A 26,124-nucleotide genomic window follows, 5' to 3' on the forward strand; every position below is an offset into this window, starting at 1 on the left:
GTCGATCAACTGCCTAGCGTGTCCAGATCGCCCAGGAGATCGTTCAGTTCGGCTTCGGCTTCTTCACTTAAAACGGGCCCCTCGTCCGCCTTCGGTTCGTCGGCATCGGCCCTTTCGGCTCCGTCGCCTGCGGCAACGCCGGTATGCCGCAGGATCACGTCCGCGAGCTGTTCGATCTGAACCGGCTTCGTCACGTAGTCGGACATCCCCGCCGCCAGATAGCGCTCGCGGTCGCCTTCCAGCGCATTGGCGGTCAGGGCGACGATGGGCAGATCAGCCCAGTCCAGACCGGATGCCCGAATCCACTGGGTTGCGGTCGGACCGTCCATCTCCGGCATCTGAACATCCATGAAGACCAGATCATAGGGTTTCACACGCAACGCCCTGACACCGGCAGCGCCGTTCTCCGCCGTTTCCACCTTGTGGCCCAGCTTGCTGAGCATCGTACCGATGACGATCTGGTTGACCTCGTTGTCTTCGACCAGCAGCAGCGACAATTGTCGTGTCTCCCCCTCGGCCGCCGTTACTTCGATGGCCGCCGGTTCGACGCTGTCATGGCAGACCGGCAGGGACAGTGTGAACCAGAAGGTCGAGCCCTTGCCATATTCGGACTCGAAGCCGATCTCGCCCCCCATCAGTTCGACCAGCTGCCGGCAGATGGCCAACCCCAGCCCGGTCCCGCCGAACTGCCGCGAGGTCGAACTGTCCGCCTGGGTGAAACTGTTGAACAGGCGGTCCTTCGCTTCGTCCTTGATCCCGATGCCCGAGTCTTCGATCTCAAGACGAATGTCGGCATTTTCCGCGGACCGGTCGATACCGACACGGATGATGACGGTGCCGTCGTCGGTGAATTTCAAGGCATTGCCGACCAGATTGAACAGGACCTGTCGGACCCGGGTGGGATCGCCTTCGACCAGGGTATCGACGCCCTCGGCAGCCTCCATTTTCAGATCGACGCCCTTCTCCCGGGCTTGCGGCAGCAGCAGTTCCGTCACCCCGTCAACGATATCGATGACCCGGAAGGGCACGAGGTCCAGATCAATCTTCTTCGCTTCCAGTTTCGAGAAATCCAGAATGTCGTTCAGGATGGTGAGAAGGTCCGACGCCGATTGGCGTGCGACCTCGGTATAATGGCGCTGTTCGTCGGTCAGATCGGTGTCCAGCAGCAGGCTGGTCATGCCCAGCACACCGTTCATCGGTGTCCGGATTTCATGGCTCATTGCCGCCAGGAACTCGGACTTGGCGCGTGTCGCCGCCTCTGCCTGATCGCGCGCCACCGCGATATCCTCCGCCATCTGGACCAGTTCCTGACTTTGCTGTTCCAGGCGCTCCTGGGCGCGCTGCTGCTCGCTAACGATATTCTGGAGTTCCAGCTCCGCCTGCTTGCGCTGCGTAATGTCCTGGAACGTGCCGTCAAACCCGGTGCAGTTGCCGTCCTCGTCGAAGTTCGGTCGGCCGAACTCCTGCAGGTGTCGTACCGATCCATCAGGCAGGGACAGTGTCACCTCATCACTGTAATCCCTGGGGTCGTCGCGCATGGCCTGCGCGCGGTCGCGGAACCGGTCAGCGCCGCTTCCGGCAACCATTGCGGCCAGGCTCCGATAGGATACGCCTGGTCCGTCTGCTGCCCCGTCGAAAAGCGCCTTCGCCTGAAGGGACAGATGCGTGAAGCAATCCTGTTCCAGGTCGTATGAGAAATCCCCGATCCGGGCCAGTTTCTGGGCTTCCTCGACCCGGAACTGTGCCTCCGCCATGCGGGCTTCTCGTTCGACCAGTTCGGTGACGTCGACCCGCAGGCCGACCGTGCTGCCATCGTCCAGCTTCCGCTCTTCCGTCCGGATCGACCGGCCGTTCGCCAGCGAATGCACGAAGGATCCGCTGCCGGCCGCATGGGCTTCCAGCCGTTCGGCAATGAAGGTTTCGCACGCCGCCTCGTCGGCAGGATCGACCCCGAACGCACCGGCATAGGTTCCCTGTCGGATGAGGTCGGCGAACCGGATCCCGGTTTGGACGAGATGGGCGGCATGGCTGTAGATTTTTCGGTAGGTGGTGTTGCACGTCACCAGCCTGTCTTCGGCATCGTACAGGACGAACCCTTCCGGTATCGCCTCGATCGCTGCCTCCAGAACCTCCTCAGCCCTGGATTGGGCGGCCAGGGCCTGCTCCAGCTGCTCTTCACGCTCAATCAATTCCGTCACATCGACGCGGAACCCTACGATGCCGCCATCCGCCGTTCGGCGCTCCTCGATCTTCAGCCAACGACCATCATCGAGTTTCTGAAGGAAGGGTTCGCCGGGATTGAGGTGGCTGTGAACCCGCCGCTGAACCCACTCTTCCTCCGACTGCCCCTCATAATCGAACACATACTGCCCTCTGGCCGCGCCGGCCCGCAGCATGTCTTCGAACCGGGTTCCGACCTGGATGAGATCCGCGCTCTTGGCATAGAATTCGACGTATCGGGAATTGAACAGTTTCAGCCGGTCCTCCCGGTCATACAGGACGAAACCTTCGCCAAGGGATTCGATCGCCAGCGCCAGGGTCGTTTCCGCTTCCTCCCTGGCCCGGGCATCGGACCGCGCTTCTTCCAACGCGGCCTCCGCTTCGGCCCGCCGGGCCGCCGCGACGGCCGACAGGCGGGCGGTGCGAAACATCAGGACCGTCGCCGCCAAGCCAAGCAGCAGGATCACCTCCGGGAACCAGGCTCGCAGTTCGGCCGCAACCGGCGTCACCCTGCGTACGCGTACATGCCAGCCCGGATCAGCCAGGGCCATCGGCTCGACGGCATATGGGGCCGCTTCATCACCTTCCACTCCGATGGTAAACTCGGTCCCCGCGGGGTCGACGAGCACGACATTCAGTTCGCTGAACTCCACCCTTTCGGAAATCACCTCGCCCAGTTCCTCGAGGTCGATGACCGCCATGATGAACCCCATCCGGATCCCGGATTCCGTAACCGGCCGGACCATGACCAGGCCTTGCTTCCCGGTCAGCAAAGTGAAGATGTCGGAATAGGCAAGCCGCCCGGTTTCCTGAGCGCGCTTCGCTGCACTGCCGACGACATCGTTGTCGAAAATCGATATTCCGATGGCTTCCGCGTTGCCTTGTACCGGTTCAATCCACCGGATCGTCCCCGCCAGGTCGACCTTCTCGATCGACAGCAGGCCGGCATAGTCCCTGGCCAGGGCACGGGCGTCCCGGCGCCAGAACACCTCCTCCGCCTCCACGGCATAGCCCCATCGCTCCGCAATCCGCTCAATACCATTGGCCCGTTGGCGCAGGGCCCCAGCAATGATCTGGGACGCCGAGCGTGCCTCCAGTTCCGTTTCGCGCCTTTCCGCCTGCGACTGGACCGAGGCCGCGATTTGCCACGCAATGACGCTGAGCATCAGCCCGACCAGGACGGAACCGCCAACAATGGCCTGCCTGCGAAAGTCACGGAACACCGGCGCGAACTGCAGGCTCGCCCCGATCAGGGATTTGCCGATCATCCCGAAACCAAGCGCGGTGACAGTTCCCATAAGGCCGACATAACCCGCCGATAGCATATGGGACAGGCCGAAGAGCCAGGTCGCCATCGCGGCAACGGCCACCAGAACCAGCGCGCCGCCGACAATGCCAAGGACTGGCGCGCGCAGACCGAAAGGCCGGAAGGAGGCCAGTACGGCACAGGCGGTGACCAGAAGGCAGACGGCGGTCGGTGGCGACATCCGATTGGCCACGAGTGTCCTGTCCTGTGCCCCGCTGATAACGAAGAGCCGATCGACCGAAAGGTCCAGACCGGTTGCGTTCTGCACCAGCGTCGCAAGGCCTATGGCGACCGCAATGCCGGCCGCCAACATGCCCGCGCCCCGGAACCGCATCGATATCAGGCTGGCTGCGGCCAGCCCCAACACGCCCAACCCGAAAGCCGCATTTGGCTGGGTCGGGGCGCTGCCGACCGACTGAAAGAGGCCGGACGGGTCACCAAGCAGCCATGCCAGAAACACCGACATGCCGATGGCACTGCCGGTCAGCGCAAGGATGAGCGCCCCCACACGCACTTTCGGCATGAAGGATGGTTCGGTGTCCGTGACGGTATCGACCGTTGCGCTCAAGCGATCCCCTCTCTACAGGCGCCGGTTTCCCTGCGCGGACTGTACCATCGCGCGAAAATGATGAAAAATCCGTAAAAACAGATTGTATGGCTATTCATTCTCTCCCGCGTTTGGCCTATTCTGCCCCGCGAGAATGGCCGGCCGACAGGGCGGGCCGGTGAGGACGGACAGTGAAAATTAACAGACATACCCCACTGCGACATTTCGCATTCGCGGCACGGCTCGCCATGGCGCTCCTGCCGGCGATGGCGGTGCTTTCCGCGCCTGTACATGCCGACGAAACGACGCTGACGACGGTTTCAACCGATCACCGAACTGTCGTCGATGCCAGCCAGTATCCCTGGAGTGCCGTCGGTCGGGTCAATATCAGCGGGGTAGGAACGCGATCTCATTGCACGGGCTCGCTGATTGGAGAGCGTCTGGTCCTGACCGCCGCCCATTGCCTCTATTACCGGTCGACGAAGCGATATGTCGCACCGCAACTGGTGCATTTCGTCGCCGGCTATCAGCGCGGCGAATTCATTGCCCATTCAGTTGCCAACCAGATCATACCCGCCCCCGGTTTCGATGGAGAGGCCTGGGCAGCGCCGACGAACATGGAACACGACTGGGCACTGATCATCCTGAAGGAACCGATCGGCCTGAAAACCGGGTTCCTGGGCTTTCAGGCGCTGGATGAGCAGACCCTGAAAGACCTCGTGACGGAGAACCGCTTCTTCTCGCTGGCCGGCTATCCCAGAGACCGGGCGCATGCCATCTCCGTCGATCAGCGATGCAATATCGTCGGGTTCCTCGGACAAGGTGAGTTGCTGAGCCATTCCTGCCAGATTGTCGGGGGCGATTCCGGTGCCCCCATCGCGATCCCGACGGACAATGGCGGGCTTCAGGTGATTGGGTTGAACAGTGCAACCAACGTCCCGCTGACAGACGGCTCCACAACGAATACGGCGGTCCCGATCCGCACCATCCTGACCCTGGTGGAGCGCGCCATCCGCCATACGGAGGTCGCGCCGGGGCTGGAGCCCGGCATTCACCGCACCGGCAAACTGCCGAATCCCTGATCCGGAATCGGGTGGCGCTTCGTCAGCCGATGCTGCCTTCCACCGCCGCCCAGGCCATCCGGCAGGACGTCACGAACAGGAACAGCGCAAACAACCGCCGCAGCAGTTTCGGCGGAATGGTATGCGCCAGTTTTGCGCCCAGCGGCGCAAAGGCGATGGTCGCCGGCACGATTACCGCGAAGGCAAGTAGATTGGCATAGCCCAGGCTGAAGGGCGGCAGGTCGGGATTGCCGAAACCGCTGATCACGAAACCGATGACACCCGGCAGCGCGATGACCGGCCCGAGGGCGGCAGCGGTGCCGACCGCGCGGCGGATCGGTACATTGAAAGCGCTGAGCGTCGGCACACCAAGCGTGCCACCGCCGATTCCCATAACGACGCTGAACCCGCCGATCCAGCCGCCGATCACGGCACGCCCAGGCCAGGCCGGCAGCGATTTCGCCACCGTCCAGCCTTCACGGCCGACCCCCATATGGATCGACACCAGCAGCGCCACTGCGGCGAAGATGATCTTCAGCGTATCGCCCCCGGCGCGGGTTCCGACAACGATCCCGATGGCAACGCCGAGAATGACCCACGGGCCCAGAAGCTTCAGCAGATCGATATCGACTCCGCCCCGTTTCCAATGCGACTGCGCCGAAACCAATCCGGTCGGAACGATTGTCGCCAGCGACGTGCCCACCGCCAGATGCATCCGCACACTTTCCGGCACACCGAAGGCCGGCAGCAGCAGAAACAGGATCGGGACGATCACGATCCCGCCACCGACCCCCAACAGACCGGCCAGGGTCCCTGCGACCGCACCGGTCGCCAGCAGGGCAAGGGCGAAGGGCAGAAGAAAGGCGAAATCAAACTCGATGGGCATGGAAGATCATTCCTCGATTGGGGTTCGTCGGGCCAGCCTTACCGCCCCGACAAAACATAGGAAACCGAAAAACACTGTCGCCACCATGGCGGCGATCACCAGGTCATAGCCGCCCCACGCCCAGAACAGGCTGCCGACGCTGGGAGACAGCGCCGTCGCAGCGACAAACGGCAGTGCCAAGGCGCCGGATACGGCCCCGAACCCGTTTCGGCCCAGCAGCTCAGCCGTCACGACCGGACGGGTGATGCTGGTGACCCCATAGCCGGATCCTTGCAGGGCAACGAAGGCATAGACCAGCAAGGGTAGCCCGGCCGCCACGCCCAGGACACCGCCTGCGACAGCCATCATCACGAAGGTCACGCCACAGATCGTCACCATGCCGAGGCGACGCTCCGTCGCGATCATGACCACCCGGCCGACGACCTGCATCGGGCCGATCAGGGAGACCGCCAGCACCGCCATGGCCGCGGGCACACCGCGCTCATCCAGCAGCGGCAGCAGATGATTGACCACCATGCCGTGATTCAGGGCGATCGTGGCGAAACCGATGGCCAGCAGCCAGAAGGCGGGGCGCCGCATCTGTCGCCGGACGACATTGCGCCCAGGCCCATCGGTTGCCGCAAAGGTCGGTTCCGGATCCTGCGGCAGCCGTCGACCACCGAACCAGAACAGTGGCGCGGCGACCAGTATGGTCAGTGCCGCAAAGGTCGCCGACGCGGTCTGCCAATCCGCGGCAGCGGCGATGCCATTGGCCAGCGGGAAGGAAACGGTGCCGGCAAACCCAGCCACCAGAGTGATCAATGTAATCGCCGACTTGGCTTCGAAGCCGCGCCGATGGGTCAGAAAGGCAAAACATGGCTCGTACAGGCAGCCCCCCATGGCGATGCCGAGCCCGAGCCAGACCACAATGAACATGGCCTGACTTTCGACCAGGGTCAGGAGGCACAGCATGACGCCACCCAGTATCGCCGAGCCGGTCAGCACCACCCGCCCGTGTCCGCGGTCGATCAGTCCGCCGACCCTGGGCGCGACAAGGGCGGATGTCAGCAGTGCCAGCGTCGCCGCCAGGGTGATTTCGGTCTTGGACCAGCCGAAGGCGACTTCCCAGCGCAACAGCATGGCCGGAAAGAAGTAATAGAACCCGGCCCAGACCAGAGTCTCGGCAACGGCAAGGCACCAGATGCGTGGATCGGCCCGGGCGTTCATGGCGTTCTTAGTGCCCCGCGCCCGCATCCCGGTCAACGGTTAGGTAGCCGGGCCGGTCAACGCCGCTTGACGGGTCCGACGCATCGTCGCATCCCTATCCTAGAAGAATGTGTCGCCCGCACAGGGCGCGAAAACAGGGAGCATACTCATGGGCGCGCCGATCATGGCTCTGGACCAGGGCACCACCTCGACACGCACGCTGATTTTCGATGACCGGTATCACGTCATCGGGTCCGGTCAGCAGGAATTCGATCAGTACTTTCCGTCTTCGGGGCATGTCGAACATGAAGCGGAGGACCTTTACCGGACCACCGTCGAGACCATGCGGCAGGCCTTGAAGGACGCCAAACTGCAGGCAGCGGATCTGGCGGGGATCGGGGTTACCAATCAGCGCGAAACAACCCTGGTCTGGGATCGGGAGACCGGCAAGCCGCTGCACCGCGCCATCGTCTGGCAGGACCGGCGAACCGCCGAACGCTGCGCGGCGCTGCGTGAACAGGGCGCGGAACCCGGAGTGACCGAAAAGACGGGCCTGCTGCTGGACCCGTACTTTTCAGCCACAAAGGCGGCCTGGATCCTGGATCAGGTCGAGGGCGCGCGGCAGGCCGCAGCCGACGGAAAACTGGCCTTCGGCACGGTGGATACGTGGCTGATCTGGCGCCTGACCGGCGGAAAGGTTCACGCGACCGACGCGACCAACGCGTCCCGCACCATGCTGTTCGACATCACGAAACAGGATTGGGACGACGATCTGCTGGACCTGTTCGGCGTTCCCCGGGCGATGTTGCCGGAGGTTCGGGACTGCGCCGATGATTACGGCACCACGTTGCCGGACATCCTGGGGGCGGCCGTCCCGATCCTGGGCGTTGCCGGCGACCAGCAGGCCGCGACGATCGGCCAGGCCTGTTTCAAACCCGGCGCCATCAAATCGACCTACGGCACCGGCTGTTTCGCCCTGTTGAATACGGGGGAGACCGCCTGCAAGTCGGAGAACCGACTGCTGACGACCGTTGCCTATCGCCTGAACGGCAAACCGATCTATGCCCTGGAGGGGTCGATCTTCGTCGCCGGGGCGGCGGTACAATGGCTGCGCGACGGGCTGGGCCTGATCGAGAATGCCAAGGATATCGGCGCGCTGGCGCGTCGGGCCGATCCCAATCAGACGGTCTATATGGTTCCCGCCTTTACCGGTCTCGGCGCACCGCATTGGGACGCGGAGGCCCGTGGCGCCCTGTTCGGCCTGACCCGCGCGACCGGCGCCGCCGAACTGGCCTGGGCGACCCTGGAATCCGTCGCCTACCAGACCGCCGATCTGCTGGAAGCGATGCACAAGGACTGGCCCGGCGGAGGCGAAGCGGAAACCGTGCTGCGCGTCGATGGCGGCATGACAGCCAGCGACACCGCCATGCAGCAGCTGGCGGACCTGCTGGACGCGCCGGTCGACCGGCCGCAGGTTCTGGAAACCACGGCCCTGGGCGCTGCCTGGCTGGCTGGACTGAAGGCCGGGGTCTGGCCCGATGCCGATGGGTTCGCGGAAAGCTGGCGCCTGGACCGGACCTTTACACCGGCCATGCCGGACGATGTCCGGCAGCGGAAACTGGCAGGCTGGCGCGACGCCGTCCGACGGACACTGTCATCCACCTGAACACGGGCTGCGTACAAAGAAGGCATTTCGGATCAAGCGCGAAAGACCTTTCCCCGTGTTCAAACTGACTGAAACCCGCTTCGTCTGCGCCCTGATCGCGGCCGTCACACTGGGCGGCTGCTCTCCACTGGGGCTTTACAACGCGATCATTCCCTATGACGACGGCAGCCGGCTGGCGGAACGGAACCTCTCCTTCGGGGACGACCCCCGTCAGAAACTGGACGTTTACCTGCCCGAGGATCAATCGGACGAACCGCGCCCGGTGATCGTCTTCATTTATGGCGGGTCCTGGCAGGACGGCGAAAAATCGCGCTATTCCTTTGCCGGACGCGCGCTGGCGAAGCTGGGCGCGGTGGTCGTGGTCGCGGACTATCGGCTGGTGCCGCAGGTGCGATTTCCGGGATTTCTGGAAGACAATGCGGCCGCCATCGCCTGGGCACGGTCCCATGCGGCCGATTACGGTGGTGATCCGGACCGGATCTTCCTGGCCGGTCATTCCGCCGGTGCCTACAATGCTGTCATGGTGGCGCTGGACGACCGGCGACTGCAGGCCGTCGGCGTGCCGCCGGACGCCATCGCCGGCGTGATCGCCATTTCCGGCCCCTACAAGTTCAAGGCAGAAGAATACCGCGTGACGCGCGCAGCATTTGACGGACATTTCGACGACCCGAACACCCAGCCGCTGAATTTCGTCGATGGCAGCTCCCCGCCGATGCTGATCCTGCACGGTGCCGATGACACGACGGTCTATCCGAAGAATTCGCGGGCCCTTGCCTCGGCCCTGGAGGCGGCGGGCGTGCCCCATGAACTGCACATCTATCCGGATATTGCCCATGCGGGCGCCCTGCTGTCGATCAGCAAGCCGATGCGGGATCGGGCGCCGGTCTACGACCGCATTCGGGATTTTCTCGACCGGCCCAGCCGGCGCTGACGCGACACCCGTGGCGTCGCGCCTGAAAGCGATGCCCTAGCGCAGGAATGCCCCGAAATACTGATGCAGGGAATCCTGGAGCTGGCGGTCCAGATCGGCCGCCATGTCCTCCGTCATCTTGTACCAGATGCCTTCCCGCTCATTGATCGTAACATCCTCCGGAACGGTACGTTTCCGCTCGACGGAGGTCACGGCATTGGCCTGGGTTCCGCTTGCGGGATTGTCGGCGCGCATCTCCACCACCAGCTTGGCGTCGTAGCGCTCCGCCTGGTCCACGGTGACAAGGCCGCTCAGGCCTTCCTTCTTCTCCAGCGGGACTTCGATGACCGGCGCTTCGCGAATGGTGAACACCAGTTCCCCGCTGCTGCCGACCGCATTCAAGCGGTCACGGGCCCAGTTCCGCGCCATGCGCTGTGGCGGTATCGGAAATTCATGCTCGACATTCGGCAGCGCGCCCGGCCCCTGATAGGCTTCCACGACCGTCACTTTCGCGACATCCAGATTGATCTTTGGACGATGGCGGAAGGTGATATCGGCATAGCGCGGCACGGCAATCGGCGTTTCGCAGGCAGCCAATGCCCCCAGCGACGTCAAGAGGAACGTTCGGCGCAACATGGACACGTCTCCATAGACGGTGGATTGGATCGACATAGGCGTAAACGGCTTCGCGAACCGTTTCAACGGTGCAGGCTGCCCCGCGATTACGGCGACTTTTGGGCGCGTGCCTGATCCAGTTGTGCGTCGGTGAAGACCTCCTTGCGCGAACAGAACTCGCAGACGACTTCCAGCGTGCCGTCCTCCAGCTTCAGGTCTTCCAGCGCCTCGCGCTCCATCGACGACAGCACGGTCTCGATGCGGTCACGCGAACAGCGGCATTTCTCGACGATCGGGCGGGGCTCGAAGACCCGGACGCCGTCTTCATGGAACAGGCGATAGAGAAGGTCGTTCGGCAGCAGGGCGGGATCGAGCATTTCCTCCGCAGTCGCAGTCTCCATCAGCATGCAGGCACGCCGCCAGTCATCCTCGCCGGCATGGCCGATGGACTGGTCCCCACCTTCCTCCGGAAGCCGCTGCACCAGCAGCGCGGCAGCGCCCACCGACCCGTCGGGGCGGTGGCCGGCGGCCAGCTTGACGGAGGACGCGAACTGATCGGACTGGGCGAAGTAGCGATGAACGCACTCCTCGACCGTTGCGCCTTCCAGTTCGACGATCCCCTGATAGCGTTCCATATGCTGGCCCTGGTCGACGGTGAAGGCCAGATACCCTTTGCCCAGCAGTTTCGGCACCGGCGCCTGGACGACCTCATGCAGGGGCGGCACCTCGCCCTTGACCTGGGCATAGCCGCGCAACACACCGTCGCTGGTGACATCCGCCACCAGCATCGGCACGGGACCATCCCCCTTGGTCTGGAGCGTGAAAATCCCGTCGAACTTGAGCGCCGCCGCCAGTCCGGCCCCGAGCGCGAGCATCTCCGCCAGGAGTTGCTGCACGGCATCGGGATAGCCGTGACGCTTCAGGATCGCATCGACGGACGGGCCCAGCTTGACCATGCGGCCATGCAGGCCGGTCGCGTCGATCATGAAAGGCTGAACGACATCGTCGGTCACGTGTTCGTTCGCCGCGTCGCCCGGTGTGGGGATGCGGATTTCGTCGGCCATGGCGGCGCTCCGGTTCTTCGGTTCTAGTTTCCGCCGAGGCACCACAGAAGGATGCCCTTCTGTGCGTGCATTCGGTTCTCGGCCTCGTCCCAGACCACGGATTGCGGTCCGTCGATGACGCCGGCGGTCACCTCCTCGCCGCGATGGGCGGGCAGGCAGTGCATGAATATGGCATCGTCTTTCGCTTTTGCCATAAGTGCCTCGTCAACCTGGAACGGCTGCAGCAGATTGTGTCGGACAGGCGCGTCCTTGTCGCCCATCGACACCCAGACATCGGTGACGACGCAATCCGCGCCCTCCACCGCATGTCCGGCATTGTGCATGATTTCCAGATCGCATCCTTCGGCGACGGCCCAGTCCAGAACGTCGCGCGGCGGCTGCAGTTCTTCCGGGCAAGCAATGCGCAGCTTGAACTTGAAGCGTGCCGCAGCATGGATCCAGCTGGTCGCCATGTTGTTGCCGTCACCGGCCCAGGCGACCGTCTTCCCCCGGATCGAACCGCGATGCTGTTCATAGGTCATCACATCCGCCATCAGCTGGCAGGGATGGGTGCGGTCGGTCAGACCGTTGATGACCGGAACACTTGCATGCTCCGCCAGTTCCAGCAGCTTCTCTTCTTCCGTCGTACGGATCATGATCGCGTCGACATAGCGGGACAGGACACGCGCCGTGTCGGCGATGGTCTCGCCGCGGCCCAGCTGCGTTTCCGCCGGAGTCATCACGACGACATGGCCGCCCAGCTGCTTCATGCCGACGTCGAAGCTGATGCGTGTGCGGGTCGAGGGCTTCTCAAAAATGCAGGCCAGTGCCTTGCCGGCCAGCGGTTTCGGCGCATCGGCCGGGGCGCCGCGATGGGCGTTCCCGTAATCCAGCATGGTGCGCAGGGTTGCTTCGTCGAACTTGTCGAGATCCAGGAAGTGCTTAGGCGCCATCGGACAAACTCCATTCCGATGCCGTCTTGTCCAGGATCGCAACGGCCTCGTCGATATGAGATTCCTCAACAATCAGCGGCGGCAGCAGGCGGATGACATTCTCGCCCGCGCCGACGGTCAGCAGACCCGCGTCCCGCAGCGCGTCGATGAATTTCAGGTTGGTGACGTCCTTCGTGCAGACCAGCCCCTGCATCAGCCCGGCCCCGCGATGCCCGGCGAAGACCTTCGGGTGTTTGGCGACCAGGTCGTCCAGACGGTCCCAAAGATGGGACCCCACCTTCTCAACCCCGTCCAGGAAGCCCGGTGCCAGGATCACATCCATCACGGCATTGCCGACCGCCATGGCAAGTGGGTTGCCGCCGAAGGTCGTGCCATGGGTACCGGGCGTCAACCCTCGCGCCGCCTTTTCCGTGGACAGGATGGCCCCCATCGGGAAGCCGCCGCCGATGCCCTTGGCCGTGGCGATGGCATCCGGTTCGATCCCGGCCCATTCATGGGCCCACATCTTGCCGGTCCGGCCGTTGCCTGACTGGACCTCGTCCAGAATCAGCAGGATGCCGAACTCGTCCGCCGCGGCGCGCAGATCGCGCAGATACTGCAACGCGCCGGGGCGAATGCCGCCCTCGCCCTGGATCGGTTCGATCAGGATCGCGGCGGTTTCCGGGCCGATGGCGTCGCGCAGGGCGTTCATATTGCCGAAAGGCACATTGTCGAAGCCTTCGACCGCAGGGCCGAATCCGTCCATGTATTTCTTGTTGTTCGCCGCCGCGATGGTCGCCAGAGACCGACCATGGAAGGCGCCTTCGACCGTGACCACCCGGAACTTCTCCGGATGACCGTCGACCGCGTGATAGCGCCGGGCCAGCTTGATCAGCCCTTCCAGCGCCTCGACGCCGGAATTGCAGAAGAAGACGCGGTCGGCGAAGGATGTTTCGGTCAGCCGCCTGGCCAGCCTCTCGCCGTCCGGAATGGTGTAGAGGTTCGTCGTGTGCCAGAGCTTCCCGGCCTGTTCGGTCAGGGCCTTGACCAGATGCGGATGGGCATGGCCCAGCGCGTTCACGGCGATCCCGGCATAGAAGTCGAGATATCGTCGCCCGTCCGTATCCCACAGATAGACGCCTTCACCCCGGTCCATCGCAATCGGCGACCGGGCATAGGTGTTCATCACTGCGGATTGGGACTCAGACATCTCCTCGTTCTCGCTCTTTCCTGAAAAGCCCTGAAACGCGTCGGGCGATCGGTTACCGCCCTGATCCCGCGCCGGGAACGCGGGAAATTGCAGGCCCCCGCGCCGTAAGTCAACAATCTGGGAAATCCGTCCGGTTGGGACGGTCTAGAAATTTTCCTTATGGAAGCCGAAGCGGAAATCGGCGGCGGTCGCAGCCAGGATTTTCGCCAGCGGGGCCGGACCGCAGAAATAGACGTCGACCTGTCTGCCGGGGTTCTCTTCGGCAACCTGCCGGAAGATCGCCCGCCAGTCCGGTCGGTCCAGATTGGTGCGATTGCGCAGACCGGTGAACAGGTCGCGACCGATCTCGCTGTGATAGACATCCATGGCCATATCCAGCGTAGCGGAAGTCACATCCAGCTTCACGCCGGTCAGATAGACCTGTGCATCCAGCAGCTTTCCATCTGGATCTTCCGCCTCCAGCCCGGAGATCATGTCCGAGAACCACTCGAAGGCATATTGATCCCGGTTCATCCAGACGAAATGCACCTTCTTCAGGCCAAGCCCGGCATCCCCCGCAGCCCGCCGACGAAAAACGGATTTCAGGATCGCCGCAAAGGGCGTGACACCGATCCCGGCACCGATCAGCACCGCGACTTCAGATTTGAAGATATGCGTGCTGGGCGTCCCGTAAGGACCGTCGATGAACGCCTCGCCCAATACCGCGGGTTGTTCCTTGGCATGGCTGTGAAGTTTCCGCGTCCAGTTTCCCAGTCCCCGAACATGCACCGACAGAATGCCGTTTTCCTCCGGGCAGGTCGTGACCGTGAACGGGTGCCATTCGCGCCTGGAAATCGGCGGATACCTCACAAAGACATAATCACCGGGCTGGTAGGTGTAGCCATCGGGCAACTGCACCTCCAACCGCGTCACCGAGGACGGCAACGGTTCCGCCGCGCTGACCGGGAAGGCCCGGCGCGTGTGGCGGAAACGGATCAGCCGTTCCGCGACATAGCCCAGAATTGGTATGCCCGCCCAGATCCAGAAGACCGGCCCGTGCATCACGGCCAGCACGAACCACACCAGATAGAGCATATGGGTGAAATAGAAGAGCTCGAACCGACCGCTGCGCCGAATCCAATCCAGCGCGCAAATCCACATGACCAGAAAAGCGATCATCAGGACCATGCCCGTCAGCCCCGCCGAGGTGCCGAACAGATGGGCGGGAATACCGCCTTCAAGGGTCGCGTAGTTCGCCAGATGCGCCGCGGTGTGCAGACCGGCAAAGCCCATCATCACGTGGCCGACCAGTTTATGGAAGGCGATGGCGTGATCGACCGGCACGATCTCGCCCAGCACCGAATGCCGAACCCGTGTCAGCAGGTGGCGCAGCATCGGAATCAGGATCAGGGCACCATTAAAATTCAGACACGCCCCGCCGCCGCGCGCCAACTGGACGTATATATTGGCCCCGGCCTCGGCATAGGTGACAATGGCATTGGCGAACAGGGCGATATTGGCGACAAAATAGAGCAGCAGCAAGGTAGACGCCGCGCGGTTGCTGGCAATCCTCTGCCCCAGAATACGCAGCCGATCGCCGAGACTGGGCCCACGTTTCGGGCGGGGTGGAGGCGGCATCAGCAGGGCGGTCGCCGAACGCGACATTTGCGCCTTCAACTTCGGATAGGCGTCCAGCACGCCCTGAAACTCCACGAAGTCGATCCCGCCATCTCCATCCGCGTCGGCGCGCCGGAACAGCGCGTCCGTCAAACCGTTCACGGCGACGTCCGGCAGGCTGGCGCCGTGTTGGGCTAGGCTGGCCGTCAGGATGCGATGCAACTCGTCCCAGTCGATCTCACCGCTGTCATCCGGATCGTGCAGGTCAAAGGCAAAACGCAGCCGGTCTTCATCCGTTCCCTGGACGATCCGCTCCGCGAAGACGACGAATTCCGCCGTATCAATGCGACCGCTGCCGTCGCGGTCCACCATCGCAAACAGGCGCTTGGCGTAATAGGGATCACGCAGGCCCAGAGCGGCTCCCAACTCGCCCAGATCGATCGAGGCATCCGCCCCGGCGATTTCATTGAAGCGCTGACGCATCGTGTCGAGGAACACACGGTCCTCGGACGTGATTTCGCCGGTCATGGTATTCCCCCAAATCGTCCCCGACGACACTATAGCCCGCGTTTCGGGGATTGGGGTCTTTAATCCATGCGGCAGGCGAAGCGCATGCGGTCCGGTAGCTACGGACCGTCGTAGAGCCAGGCCAGCCCTTCATAGGACTGTTCCGGCGTGCGCATGCCCAGTACGTGATTCCGCAGGTCGGCACGAACATCGGCGGCGTGGTAGATCTCGCCCAGCAGCCGGGCCATCAGTTGGACCCGTGCCGTGCGCAGATAGCGGGCATCACGATAGGCCTCGAAGGCCCTGGGGAAGTCGTCGCCGGCCTGTTCAAGCGCATCCGAAAGACAGACCGCATCCTCTGTCGCCATGCAGGCGCCCTGCGCGAAGTACTGCAACATCGGATGCGCGGCATCGCCCAACAGGGCGACATTGCCCTGGAACCACTCGCGGATCGGTTCGCGATCGCACAGGACCCAATACCGCCAGTCGGTGATACGCGACAGAAGGCTGGCGGGGCGCGGATCGACGCCTTCGAACCGCTGCATCAACTCGTCCCGGTCGCCGGACAGATCCCAGCCTTCGACGTAACGGTCACTGTGAAAAACCGCGACCATGTTGAACAGTTCCTTCCGGCGCAGCGGGTAATGCACCAGATGGGTTTTCGGCCCGGCCCAGAGGCTGGCGGAATCCCAGCGCACATTCTCCGGCACCTGGTCATAGGGCAGCACCGCCCGATAGGCGATGTGGCCCGACACCCGGGGCGGGCCGTCATTCAACATCTGAGCACGCACCCTGGACCACAGGCCATCCGCGCCGATCAGGGCCCGGCCCTCGCGCGTGGTCCCATCGGCCAGCCGAAGGGTAACCCGGTCGCCCTGGTCGGAATACCCCGTGACCTTGGCCTCGGTTTCAAGAACGACGAGGTCGTCCAGTTCCTGACAGGATTTCAGCAGGGTCGTGTGCAGATCGCCGCGATGGGTGACGGCATAGGGTTTGCCGAACCGCGCCTCGAAGGGCTGTTTCAGCGGAACCTGCATCACCCGCTCGCCGGTCAGGCTATCCATGAAACGGATGTCGTCGACGAAGACGGCGTCGGCGCGGATCGCATCCTCGATCCCCAATCGTTCGAACATGCGAAAGACGTTGGGGCTCAACTGGATGCCCGCCCCGATCTCGCCGAAGGCGCGCCCCTGTTCCAGCACATGGACCCGCCGCCCCTTCAGAGCCAGCGCCCGAGCCGTCGCCAGGCCACCGATGCCGCCGCCGACGATCAGTATGGGGGCGTCCTGTGCCGCCATTTCTACCCTCCCCTTTCGCGTTTACCGGGCAGGATTATGCCTTCGCCCGACGCCTCGGCAAGACCTCCATAATGCCGGCGGCGGTTATCAGCACAGCACCGATTCCCTGGCGCAGGCCGAACGGTTCCTCCGGCAGCAACAGCGCCGCGGAAATGACCGCGACGACGATCTCACCCAGCAACAGGATACCGACCGTCGCCGGCGGCAGCCGCTTCGCACCCCAGATGGTCAGGACATAGATCGGGATCAGCAGGGCTATGGCCAGCAGCGCAAAACCGACATCCACCCCCAGGATCCTGTCCATCCCAGGATAGTGGCCGATTTGCGAAGCCGGAATCAGCGCGATCAGCAATGCGCTGGTCAGCACGGTGCCGGTGACAAAGGCAAAGGACAGCTCGAAAGTCGGGACTTTCCGGCCGACGAATATCCGCGTCGACCCGACGGACCAGGCCATGCCTGCCGCGATGGCCATCCAGTCCCCCAGCGTCTCCGGCAGCGGCAGGCCGCTATCCGCCTCCAGGACGACCATCAGGCCGGCAAAACCGAACAGCAGCGCCCCTGCGCGCCGGGCCGTCATACGTTCTCCCAGCCAGATCAGGCCGATGGCCGTGCTCCATGCCGGTGACAGGTAGAACAGCAGGATCGCGCGCACGACTTCGGTCAGGTTTAGGCTGATGCCGTAGAGGCTGAGCGCCAGTCCCATCAGCAACCCGCTGACCGCCATGCCCCCGGTGCCGACCAGCAGCCTGCGCCAGCGCCACACCGCAATCGGCAGAAGCAGGCCCAGAACCGCGCCGTTGAGAACCAGCGACGGCCACGCCTTCTCGATGCCCTCCGCCTCCATCTGGCGCATCGGAATCCAGTACAGCCCCCACAGAACGGAGCTGAGCAGAATTGCGAGCGCGGGCATCAAGGGCGTGGCGGCGGCGGGCACCGTGCGGTCGGTCATCGTGCCATCCCGGTTCGTGAAAGGACCTTTCAGTCGATAATCATCCGAACCCTGGACCGCAACTCCGGCAGTACTTCTTCATCAAACCAGGTGTTTTTCCGCTGCCAGGCATTGGTGCGCCAGGACGGGTGCGGCAGCGGCAGGAAACCCGCCGTCAAATGGGTCCGGAAGTCGCGCACGCTCTCGGTCATCGTTCGCCCCGCCGCATCGCCAAGATACCGCTTCTGGGCGTATTGGCCGATCAGCAGGGTCAGTTCGATCCCAGGCAAATGGGCCATCAGCCTGTCGTGCCAGGCCGGGGCGCATTCGGGCCGGGGCGGGTTGTCGCCTCCCTTCGGATTGCGGCCCGGATAGCAGAATCCCATGGGCATTATGGCGATACGCGCCTCATCGTAAAACCGGTCCCGATCAACCTGAAGCCAATCCCGCAGGCGGTCGCCCGAAGGGTCGTTCCAGGGGATACCACTTTCATGCACCTTGGTGCCCGGTGCCTGACCGATGATCAACAGCCGTGCCGACGGCTTCATTCGCACGATGGGTCGGGGACCGAGGGGCAGATGCGCGGTGCAGATCGTGCAGGAACGGACCTCTTTCAGAAGCGGCTCGAGACTCATCCGCCGCCATACCTCAAAATCTGGTCAACGATCTGAGGCACCATTTCGGTTGCCGGTCCATAGACCGTATCGTGGAAAAGGGTCGCCCCTTCCGACGGCTCCAGATTGATTTCAACGGTCTGCGCCTGCCCGGCCTGGCGGACAATCTGCACGAAGCCCGCAGCGGGATAGACATTGCCCGACGTACCGATGGACAGGAACAGACCGCATTCCTGAAGGGCGGAATCGATCGCCTCCATCATGAAGGGCATCTCACCGAACCAGACGACATGGGGCCGCATCGCCCCTTTCCGTCCGCAGGACGGGCAGGCGGTCTGCACCGTCATGTCCAGGGTCCAGGAACATACCGTTCCGCAACGCTCGCAGCGGGCCTTCAGCAATTCACCGTGCATGTGGATCAGGTTCATGCTGCCCGCGCGTTCGTGAAGGTCGTCGATGTTCTGCGTAACGATCAGCACGTCGCCGGGCCATTCCCTCTCCAACCGTGCCAGCGCTTCATGGGCGGCATTCGGCCGGATCGCCGGATCGGTCAGGCCGCGTCGGCGATCATTGTAAAAGGCATGAACCCGTTCCGGGTCCCGCGCGTAGGCTTCCGGCGTGGCAACATCGTCGATATTCACCGTCGCCCAGATGCCATCTGCATCGCGAAAGGTGGACAGACCGGACTCCTTGGAAATCCCGGCACCGGTCAATACGACAATGGAGAAGGCTTCAGGACTGCTTTCCGACATGATGCGGTCATGCTACCCAGAGTCTCCGCATAGTTCGAGAGGCCAGATCATGACAAAATCGCGAGCGGCACGGCTGTTGATGGTGTGCACGGGCAACATCTGTCGATCGCCTTCCGCGGAGGGTGTCCTGCGACACATGGCGGCGGCAGCCGGCCTGTCGGATCGGATCGAAATCGACAGCGCGGGGACCACCGACTGGCATGCCGGCGACCCACCCAGCAATCCGGCCCTGGCGGCGGCCAAGGCGCGAGGTTACGACCTCACGGAACTGCGCGCCCGTCCGCTGCGGCGCGAAGACTACTACGAGTTCGACTGGATGCTGGCGATGGACGAGGGCCATATCGCCCATCTGACCCGCCATCGCCCGGCCGACGCCACGGCGGAAATCGTCCTGTTCCTTGATCCCGCACCGGAGGTCGGACGCGGCGACGTGCCGGACCCCTATTATGGCGGCGCAGAGGATTACGAATATTCCCTGGATCTGATCGAAGCGGGATGCCGCGGCTGGCTGGAGCGGCTGAAAGGCGGCGCGTGACCCCCGCACTGCGACGTCGGCTGGAGCGCATACTCGGCACCACCATCGCGCAGAGCCGGCCGCTGTCCGGCGGCAATATCGCCGATTGCACCCGCATCGTGACGCAGAACGGCCGGGCCTTTGCAATCAAGACCATGGCTCCCCGGCCACAGCCGACCGACCTGCCACAGGCCACGCTGAAGGATGAGGCCTTCATGCTGGACCGGCTGCGCGCCGCCGGGAAGGTCCCGGTTCCGGCGGTCCACCACGCCGACCGCGATCTACTGATCATGGATTACATCCCCTGCGACGACGGGGTCGCGACCTCGACGCAACAGGAAGATCTCGCCGACATCGTCGCCGACCTGCATTCCGTGACCGTGTCTCGATATGGGTTCGACCGACCGACGCCGATCGGACCGCTACAGCGCCCGAATGACTGGTCTGATAGGTGGATCCCCTTTCTGCGCGACCGCCGGCTGATGTTTCTGGGCCGATTGGCGCATCAGGCGGGCCGGCTGCCGGAGGGCTGCCTTGGCCGATTGGAGACATTGTGCAGCCGGCTGGATCGCTGGATTCCGGAACACGGCGCGGCCTCGCTGATCCACGGCGACCTTTGGATCGGCAACATCCTGTTCAAGGACCGCCGGGTCGCTGCCCTGATCGATCCGGCCTGCTACTTCGCCGACCCGGAAATCGAGCTCGCCTTCCTGACCTTGTTCGGCGGGGTCGGCGACGCCTTCTTCTCCCGCTATCGTGAACGGCGGCCCATCGATCCCCTCTTCTTCGAGGAGCGTCGCGGGCTTTATCATCTGGAACCGCTGCTGGCCCATGCCTGGTTTTTCGGGGGCGGCTACGGCATGCGGACGGACGAAATCCTGATACGGTATCTGGGATGACACGACGCGAAAGATGGATCCGGCGCGAACTGGCCTACGGCCTGACAGCCGCGCTGGTCCTTATCGGGTTCCTGGTTGCGCCGGACCGACCGCCGGAAATGGGGTCGGGCAGCCGGTTCATGGGCTACGCGCCGCCGGGCGTCACCCGGGCGGCCCCCTTCGCCCTGGACGACCCGTCAGCCCACGTCCTGATCGTCTATCTCAATGGATCCACGTCCGAGCCGAAGCCCGATCCCTGTGATACCAGCCGTCCCGGCATCAACATCCCGCGCACCGCAACGGACCTCGCCGGGAAACAGGTCAACGGTTACCGCATTGCCCTGTTCGCCTTCTGCACGCGGACCAAGGTCGGCGGCTTCAATCAGCCGGACGGTGACGGCGTGCCAAAAGTGGTGCGCCGCGCAGAGGAGCTGGAACACCTGCTGCACCACATCGCCGATAGCGGCATCCCTCCGGAGCGCATCTTCGTCATGGGACAGTCCGCCGGCGGCTGGGCCGGATTGCTGGTGCAGCGCAACGGTCACGCGCCCTATGCCGGGCTGATTGCCTTCGCGCCGGCCTTCGCCGGTTTCCATGGTCGCCGGATCGACGTCTGGCAGAAGGAACGCGACAGGCAGGCCGCCTTCATCGCCGAGGCGGAACGCCTGAACGCCCTGATCTTCGGCTTCGAGCAGGACCGGTACGAGCCGGTCCGGGCCATGACCTGGCTGGCCGGTCGCCCCGGCGTCACCTATGTCGCCCTGACGGGGGTGACGATCGACGGCATCGAATGCAGCGGAAAATACACCCATGGGACCGTGTTCAAGGAATGCTTTCGCCGCACCCAGGCAGACCGCATCCTGAACTTCATCGCGGACAATCTGCCCGCGGCGGGAAGTTAGCCTAGGGCCATTTCGCCTCAGGCGGCAAAGACATCAGCACGGCTTCGGGATTGCCGCCGGTCATCAGGCCGAAACGGGTGCCGCGGTCGTAGACGAGATTGAATTCGGCATAGAGGCCGCGCTTCTGAAGTTGCCATTCGCGGTCTTCCGCAGTCCAGCTCTCACCGAGATGACGCCGGACCAGGGTCGGGTAAATGTCCAGGAAACATTCACCGACCCCGCGCACGAAGGCGAAGTCGTCCTCCCAGTCGCCGCTGTCCAGATAGTCGAAGAATATCCCCCCGACGCCACGCGCCTGATTGCGGTGCTTGATGAAGAAATATTCATCGCACCATTCCTTGTAGCGCGGATAGTCGGCACAGGCATGGGCGTCGCATGTCCGCTTCAGCGCGGCATGAAAATCCGCGGTGTCCTGCGGCACCTCGACCATCGGGTTCAGATCGGTACCGCCGCCGAACCAGTTCTTCGACGTGACGATCATCCGGGTGTTCATGTGGATCGCCGGGACCTTGGGACTGCGCATATGCGCGACCAGGGAAACGCCGCTGGCCCAGAAGGCGCCGCCGCTTTCCTCCGCGCCGGGAATTTCCTTCCGGAACTGTTCGGAGAAGGTGCCTTCGACCTTCGAGATGTTGACGCCGACCTTCTCGAAGACACGCCCGCCACGCATCACCGCCATGGTGCCGCCGCCGCCATGCCCGCCGCCATCGTCCGGGCGCTGCCAAGTCTTTCGTTCGAAGCGGCCCGGTTCAAGCTCCGCATGCGGCATGCCGTCGCCCAACTCGGTTTCCAGTGTCTCGAATTCCGCACAGATCCGATCGCGCAGCGTCGCGAACCAGTCCGAGGCTTTCGTCTTCTTGTCATCCAGACTGTCGGTCATGGCTTGCCTTTTCCTGAATTGAGATCGCGAGGCTTACACATCGCCGCCCGGACTGGGAAGTCCGCCGGTCTGGCGCAATGCCTCGGACAGGATGATCCCGGCGCTGACGGCCAGATTGAAGGAGCGGATGTTCGGGCGCATCGGAATACGGATCCGGCAATCGGCCGCCGCGTGAACATGCTCCGGCGCGCCGCTGCTTTCGGAGCCGAAGACCAGGATATCCTCCGCGTCGAAGGCAAAATCGTAGATCGACTCGCTCGCCTTCGTCGTGGCCAGCAGCAGCCGCCCGGGGCATGCCGCGCGAAAACTTTCCCAGTCCGGATGAACCGTCATATGCGCCTTGGCGATATAATCCATCCCGGCCCGCTTCAATTTTGCATCCGTCATCTGAAAGCCGCAGGGCTCGATGATTTCAAGCGGCACGCCGAAGCAGGCGCAGAGGCGCAGAATGCCGCCCGTGTTCTGAGGAATTTCCGGATTGTGGAGGGCGATACGCATGACTGACGGGCATCCGTGGAGTCCAACCTTCGACAGAGGCGCATAAGCCCCGGCGCGAGCGGGCCTGTCAACCGGTGCATATGGTTGAAATCGCGCAACTAAGAACCACTCGCAACAGCTTCGGCGACCTTTTCTTCCGCGCAACAATGCAGTATACGGTGCGGCGGTGCCGGGGGGCGCTGACGGGAGAGGACTCCAAAGGCATCTTCGCAGACACGCCCCGATAGTGACGTCTTGCGGCAGGTTGTCGCAAATGGTCTCGATATTCCCGGCGAAGATTCTATGGTAGCGTGGAAAGCTGGGAAACCCGGCTTTTCTAGGGTTTTACGAGTTTCGAGGGGATTCGAAATGGCGGAAGCGACACAGTCCGGTCATGATGCCGATGAGGGCACCGGCCGGCGGGATTTCCTGAACTATCTGGCCGTCGGGGTCGGTGCCGTGGGCGCCGGCGTTTTCGCCTGGCCCTTAATCAACAGCATGAACCCGTCCAAGGACGTTCTGGCGCTCGCCTCGATCGAGGTCGATCTGAGCCAGGTCGATGTCGGGTCCGCCATCAAGGTGTTCTGGCGCGGCAAGCCGGTTTTCATCCGGCACCGGACCGAAGCCGAGATCCAGGAGGCACGGGCGGTCGACCCGCAGAGCCTGATCGATCCGGAATCGGATGCGGAGCGCGCCGAGCGTCCGGAATGGCTGATTCTGGTCGGTGTCTGCACCCATCTGGGCTGCATTCCGACCGGCACCGCCGAAGGTGAGACCAAAGGCGAGTTCGGTGGCTGGTTCTGCCCGTGCCACGGTTCGCACTACGACACGTCCGGGCGTATCCGCAAGGGCCCGGCGCCGGCCAACCTGCCCGTGCCGGAGCATGAATTCCTGACCGATACGACGGTTCGGATCGGTTAACGGAGGCTTCCCCTATGAGCGATCATCCCGCCCCCAACTTCAAGAATCCGGTGATCCGTTGGGTTGATTCCCGACTGCCGGTGTTCTCTTACGTGCATGCCGAATACGGCGTGTTCCCGATGCCGAAGAACCTGAACTATTTCTGGAACTTCGGTGCCCTGGCCATGGTTGTTCTGGTGACGATGATCGTCACCGGCATCATCCTGGCGATGCAATACACGCCGCATGTCGACATGGCGTTCGATTCCGTCGAACGCATGATGCGCGACGTCAATCATGGCTGGATGCTGCGTTACATCCACATGAACGGCGCGTCGATGTTCTTCATCGTCGTCTATATCCACATTTTCCGCGGCATGTATTACGGCTCCTACAAGGCCCCGCGTGAGCTTCTGTGGATCCTGGGTGTCATCATCCTTGTCCTGATGATGGGCACGGCCTTCATGGGCTACGTTCTGCCCTGGGGCCAGATGAGCTTCTGGGGTGCGACGGTGATCACCAACCTGTTCTCGGCCATTCCGCTGGTCGGCGACCAGATCGTCACGCTGCTGTGGGGCGGGTTCTCGGTGGACAATCCGACGCTGAACCGCTTCTTCGCACTGCACTACCTGCTGCCCTTCGTCATCGTCGGCGTGGTCGCACTGCATGTCGTGGCGCTGCATGTGACCAAGTCGAACAACCCGGACGGCATTGAGCCGCGCGGGCCGCAGGACACGGTGCCGTTCCACCCGTATTTTACCGCTAAGGACACGCTGGGCTTGGCCGTTTTCCTGCTGGTCTTCGCCTTCTTCGTCTTCTTCGCGCCGAACTACATGGGTCACCCGGACAACTACATCGAGGCGGACCCGCTGGTGACGCCGGCGCATATCGTGCCGGAGTGGTACTTCCTGCCGTTCTACGCGATCCTGCGGTCCTTCGTTGACGGCTGGTGGGTGCACGAGATCGTCTTCGGCTGGTGGGCGACCGCCAAGCTGGCCGGCGTGCTGGCCATGTTCGGGTCGCTGGTCATCCTGGCGCTGCTGCCGTGGCTGGACACGTCCAAGGTCCGGTCCTGCCGCTACCGTCCGATCTACAAGTGGGCGACGATCCTGTTCCTGATCAACTTCATCGTCCTTGGCTGGGTCGGCGGCAAGCCGGCGGAAGAACCGTATGTCACGATCGCCCAGGGCACGACGATGTACTACTTCTTCCACTTCCTGATCCTGACCCCGCTGATCGGCTGGATCGAACGCCCGAAACCGCTGCCTGCCAGCATTTCGGAACCGGTGCTGAAAGCCGGTGGCGGCGCCCAGATTGCCGGAGCCACCGCCGCGAAAATGGAGAAGGCGTAATGCGTAAACTCGGTCTTTCCATCGCAACGGCCGCCCTCGTCGCCTTCGGCGCGGGCCCGGCCAGCCAGGAGGCGGCGGCTGCCAGTGCGGCCCACCCGCCGCAGGGCGACTACGAGTTCACCGGCTTCTTCGGCAAGTTCGACCGGGATGCGGCTCAGCGCGGCCTGCAGGTCTATCTCGGTGTCTGCGCCTCATGCCACGGCCTGGACCTGATCCGCTATCGCGAACTCTCGGCCCTCGGCTACAGCGAAGATCAGATCAAGGCCTTCGCCGCGCAGTTCGAGGTCGAGGACGGTCCGAACGAAGACGGCGACATGTTCACCCGTCCGGGTGAGCCCAAGGACCGCTTTGTGAATCCGTACCGCAACGTGCAGGAAGCGGCGGCGGTCAATGGCGGGAAGGCCCCGCCGGATCTGTCCCTGATCGTCAAGGCGCGCGCCCATGGTCTCGGGTCGATCGGCGCGAATTTCCTGGACATGCTTCAGGGCGGCGAATTCGCCAGCGGTGCGTCCTATGTGTCGGCGCTGCTGGGCAACGGCTATGTCGAGAATCCGACCCTGGAAGACAAGAAGCTGTGCAAGCCGCAGCCGGCCGGGAAATCCACGGAAGAGTGGGAAGCCGACCTGAATGCCTGGTCTCTGCCGCCGGGCGCATACTTCAACAAGTGGTTCCCCGGCTGCGCCATCGCAATGCCGAACCCGCTCTATGAAGATGCGGTCGAGTATGCGGACGGCACGCCGGCCACGCCGGAACAGATGGGCCACGATGTCTCCGTCTTCCTGGCCTGGGCGTCCGAGCCCAGCCTGGAAGCCCGGAAGGAAACCGGCATTGCAGTCATGCTGTTCTTGGCCGTGTTCACCGGTCTGATGATCGCGGTGAAACGCCGGACCTGGGCCAACGTCAAACACTGATCCCGGCCCGGTTCACCGAAAATGATCAAGGCCC

At 63.5% G+C, this 26,124-nt stretch carries 23 protein-coding genes; 9 read left to right on the plus strand and 14 right to left on the minus strand.

The annotated features are described in order from the left end of the window. Positions 1 to 5: 5 nt before the first annotated feature. Positions 6 to 4,094: a PAS-domain containing protein gene (locus R8L07_06125; protein MDW3205104.1), complete on the minus strand. Its 4,089-nt coding sequence runs from the start codon at positions 4,092 to 4,094 to the stop codon at positions 6 to 8. Positions 4,095 to 4,264: 170 nt separating this feature from the next. Between R8L07_06125 and R8L07_06130 the strand changes: the two genes are divergently transcribed. Continuing rightward, complete coding sequence (locus R8L07_06130; GenBank protein ID MDW3205105.1) at positions 4,265 to 5,155, plus strand: trypsin-like serine protease; 891 nt, start codon at positions 4,265 to 4,267, stop codon at positions 5,153 to 5,155. Positions 5,156 to 5,177: 22 nt separating this feature from the next. On the opposite strand, the gene R8L07_06135 is transcribed toward R8L07_06130, so the two are convergent. Together R8L07_06135 and R8L07_06140 are read right to left on the minus strand one after the other, a co-directional pair. Continuing rightward, positions 5,178 to 6,020 (minus strand): sulfite exporter TauE/SafE family protein, encoded by an 843-nt coding sequence (locus R8L07_06135; protein MDW3205106.1) that lies wholly within the window; start codon positions 6,018 to 6,020, stop codon positions 5,178 to 5,180. Between the two features lie 6 nt (positions 6,021 to 6,026). Continuing rightward, a complete protein-coding gene (locus R8L07_06140; GenBank protein MDW3205107.1) occupies positions 6,027 to 7,226 on the minus strand; it encodes an MFS transporter in 1,200 nt (399 codons plus the stop codon). A 148-nt stretch (positions 7,227 to 7,374) separates the two neighbouring features. On the opposite strand from R8L07_06140, the gene glpK reads away from it, so the two are divergent. Both glpK and R8L07_06150 read left to right on the plus strand, forming a co-directional pair. After that, positions 7,375 to 8,871, plus strand: a complete 1,497-nt coding sequence (glpK, locus tag R8L07_06145) for a glycerol kinase GlpK (GenBank protein ID MDW3205108.1) — start codon at positions 7,375 to 7,377, stop codon at positions 8,869 to 8,871. Positions 8,872 to 8,926: 55 nt separating this feature from the next. After that, positions 8,927 to 9,802, plus strand: a complete 876-nt coding sequence (locus R8L07_06150) for an alpha/beta hydrolase (protein ID MDW3205109.1) — start codon at positions 8,927 to 8,929, stop codon at positions 9,800 to 9,802. A gap of 36 nt (positions 9,803 to 9,838) precedes the next feature. Here R8L07_06150 and R8L07_06155 read toward each other — a convergent pair whose 3' ends face one another. The 9 genes from R8L07_06155 to R8L07_06195 form a co-directional block, all read right to left on the minus strand. Then, entirely contained in the window at positions 9,839 to 10,417 is a 579-nt protein-coding gene (locus R8L07_06155) for a hypothetical protein (protein ID MDW3205110.1), read from the minus strand. Positions 10,418 to 10,503: 86 nt separating this feature from the next. Further along, positions 10,504 to 11,460 carry an Hsp33 family molecular chaperone HslO gene (locus R8L07_06160; protein MDW3205111.1) on the minus strand — a complete coding sequence of 319 codons (957 nt, stop codon included), beginning with the start codon at positions 11,458 to 11,460 and terminating at the stop codon, positions 10,504 to 10,506. A gap of 23 nt (positions 11,461 to 11,483) precedes the next feature. Beyond that, entirely contained in the window at positions 11,484 to 12,392 is a 909-nt protein-coding gene (argF, locus tag R8L07_06165) for an ornithine carbamoyltransferase (protein MDW3205112.1), read from the minus strand. Beyond that, positions 12,382 to 13,581, minus strand: a complete 1,200-nt coding sequence (locus tag R8L07_06170) for an aspartate aminotransferase family protein (GenBank protein ID MDW3205113.1) — start codon at positions 13,579 to 13,581, stop codon at positions 12,382 to 12,384. The genes argF and R8L07_06170 overlap by 11 nt, the downstream gene beginning before the upstream one ends. A 144-nt stretch (positions 13,582 to 13,725) precedes the next feature. Further along, positions 13,726 to 15,705: a ferric reductase-like transmembrane domain-containing protein gene (locus R8L07_06175; protein MDW3205114.1), complete on the minus strand. Its 1,980-nt coding sequence runs from the start codon at positions 15,703 to 15,705 to the stop codon at positions 13,726 to 13,728. Positions 15,706 to 15,803: 98 nt separating this feature from the next. Continuing rightward, positions 15,804 to 16,982: a 3-hydroxybenzoate 6-monooxygenase gene (locus tag R8L07_06180; protein MDW3205115.1), complete on the minus strand. Its 1,179-nt coding sequence runs from the start codon at positions 16,980 to 16,982 to the stop codon at positions 15,804 to 15,806. 34 nt (positions 16,983 to 17,016) lie between these two features. Beyond that, positions 17,017 to 17,931, minus strand: coding sequence for a DMT family transporter (locus R8L07_06185; GenBank protein ID MDW3205116.1), 915 nt, complete (start codon positions 17,929 to 17,931; stop codon positions 17,017 to 17,019). A gap of 29 nt (positions 17,932 to 17,960) precedes the next feature. Continuing rightward, positions 17,961 to 18,545 carry a uracil-DNA glycosylase family protein gene (locus R8L07_06190; GenBank protein ID MDW3205117.1) on the minus strand — a complete coding sequence of 195 codons (585 nt, stop codon included), beginning with the start codon at positions 18,543 to 18,545 and terminating at the stop codon, positions 17,961 to 17,963. Next, positions 18,542 to 19,276: an NAD-dependent deacylase gene (locus tag R8L07_06195; GenBank protein MDW3205118.1), complete on the minus strand. Its 735-nt coding sequence runs from the start codon at positions 19,274 to 19,276 to the stop codon at positions 18,542 to 18,544. Before R8L07_06195 ends, R8L07_06190 begins: the two co-directional genes overlap by 4 nt. A gap of 49 nt (positions 19,277 to 19,325) precedes the next feature. Between R8L07_06195 and R8L07_06200 the strand changes: the two genes are divergently transcribed. Genes R8L07_06200 through R8L07_06210 form a run of 3 tightly spaced genes read left to right on the plus strand, consistent with a single transcriptional unit; the run spans position 19,326 to position 21,570 of the window. Continuing rightward, positions 19,326 to 19,811, plus strand: a complete 486-nt coding sequence (locus tag R8L07_06200) for a low molecular weight protein-tyrosine-phosphatase (protein MDW3205119.1) — start codon at positions 19,326 to 19,328, stop codon at positions 19,809 to 19,811. After that, positions 19,808 to 20,689: a fructosamine kinase family protein gene (locus tag R8L07_06205; protein MDW3205120.1), complete on the plus strand. Its 882-nt coding sequence runs from the start codon at positions 19,808 to 19,810 to the stop codon at positions 20,687 to 20,689. Before R8L07_06200 ends, R8L07_06205 begins: the two co-directional genes overlap by 4 nt. Continuing rightward, the gene (locus R8L07_06210) at positions 20,686 to 21,570 is read left to right on the plus strand and encodes a hypothetical protein (protein ID MDW3205121.1); all 885 of its coding nucleotides are present in this window, start codon (positions 20,686 to 20,688) and stop codon (positions 21,568 to 21,570) included. The genes R8L07_06205 and R8L07_06210 overlap by 4 nt, the downstream gene beginning before the upstream one ends. A 1-nt stretch (position 21,571) precedes the next feature. Here the strand turns inward: R8L07_06210 and hemF are convergent, their stop codons facing one another. Further along, complete coding sequence (gene hemF, locus R8L07_06215) at positions 21,572 to 22,450, minus strand: oxygen-dependent coproporphyrinogen oxidase (GenBank protein ID MDW3205122.1); 879 nt, start codon at positions 22,448 to 22,450, stop codon at positions 21,572 to 21,574. 33 nt (positions 22,451 to 22,483) lie between these two features. Next, positions 22,484 to 22,948, minus strand: a complete 465-nt coding sequence (locus R8L07_06220; GenBank protein ID MDW3205123.1) for a tRNA (cytidine(34)-2'-O)-methyltransferase — start codon at positions 22,946 to 22,948, stop codon at positions 22,484 to 22,486. A 348-nt stretch (positions 22,949 to 23,296) separates the two neighbouring features. Here R8L07_06220 and petA point away from each other — a divergent pair, with 348 nt between their 5' ends. From petA to R8L07_06235, 3 genes are read left to right on the plus strand one after another with little or no spacing between them, the layout of a single operon-like run. After that, complete coding sequence (gene petA / locus R8L07_06225; GenBank protein ID MDW3205124.1) at positions 23,297 to 23,848, plus strand: ubiquinol-cytochrome c reductase iron-sulfur subunit; 552 nt, start codon at positions 23,297 to 23,299, stop codon at positions 23,846 to 23,848. A gap of 14 nt (positions 23,849 to 23,862) precedes the next feature. Continuing rightward, positions 23,863 to 25,179, plus strand: coding sequence for a cytochrome b N-terminal domain-containing protein (locus tag R8L07_06230; GenBank protein MDW3205125.1), 1,317 nt, complete (start codon positions 23,863 to 23,865; stop codon positions 25,177 to 25,179). Further along, the gene (locus tag R8L07_06235) at positions 25,179 to 26,090 is read left to right on the plus strand and encodes a cytochrome c1 (GenBank protein MDW3205126.1); all 912 of its coding nucleotides are present in this window, start codon (positions 25,179 to 25,181) and stop codon (positions 26,088 to 26,090) included. Before R8L07_06230 ends, R8L07_06235 begins: the two co-directional genes overlap by 1 nt. The last annotated feature ends 34 nt before the right edge of the window (positions 26,091 to 26,124 follow it).

The sequence above is a fragment of the Alphaproteobacteria bacterium genome, assembly GCA_033344895.1.
GTDB lineage: Bacteria > Pseudomonadota > Alphaproteobacteria > UBA8366 > Aestuariispiraceae > Pacificispira.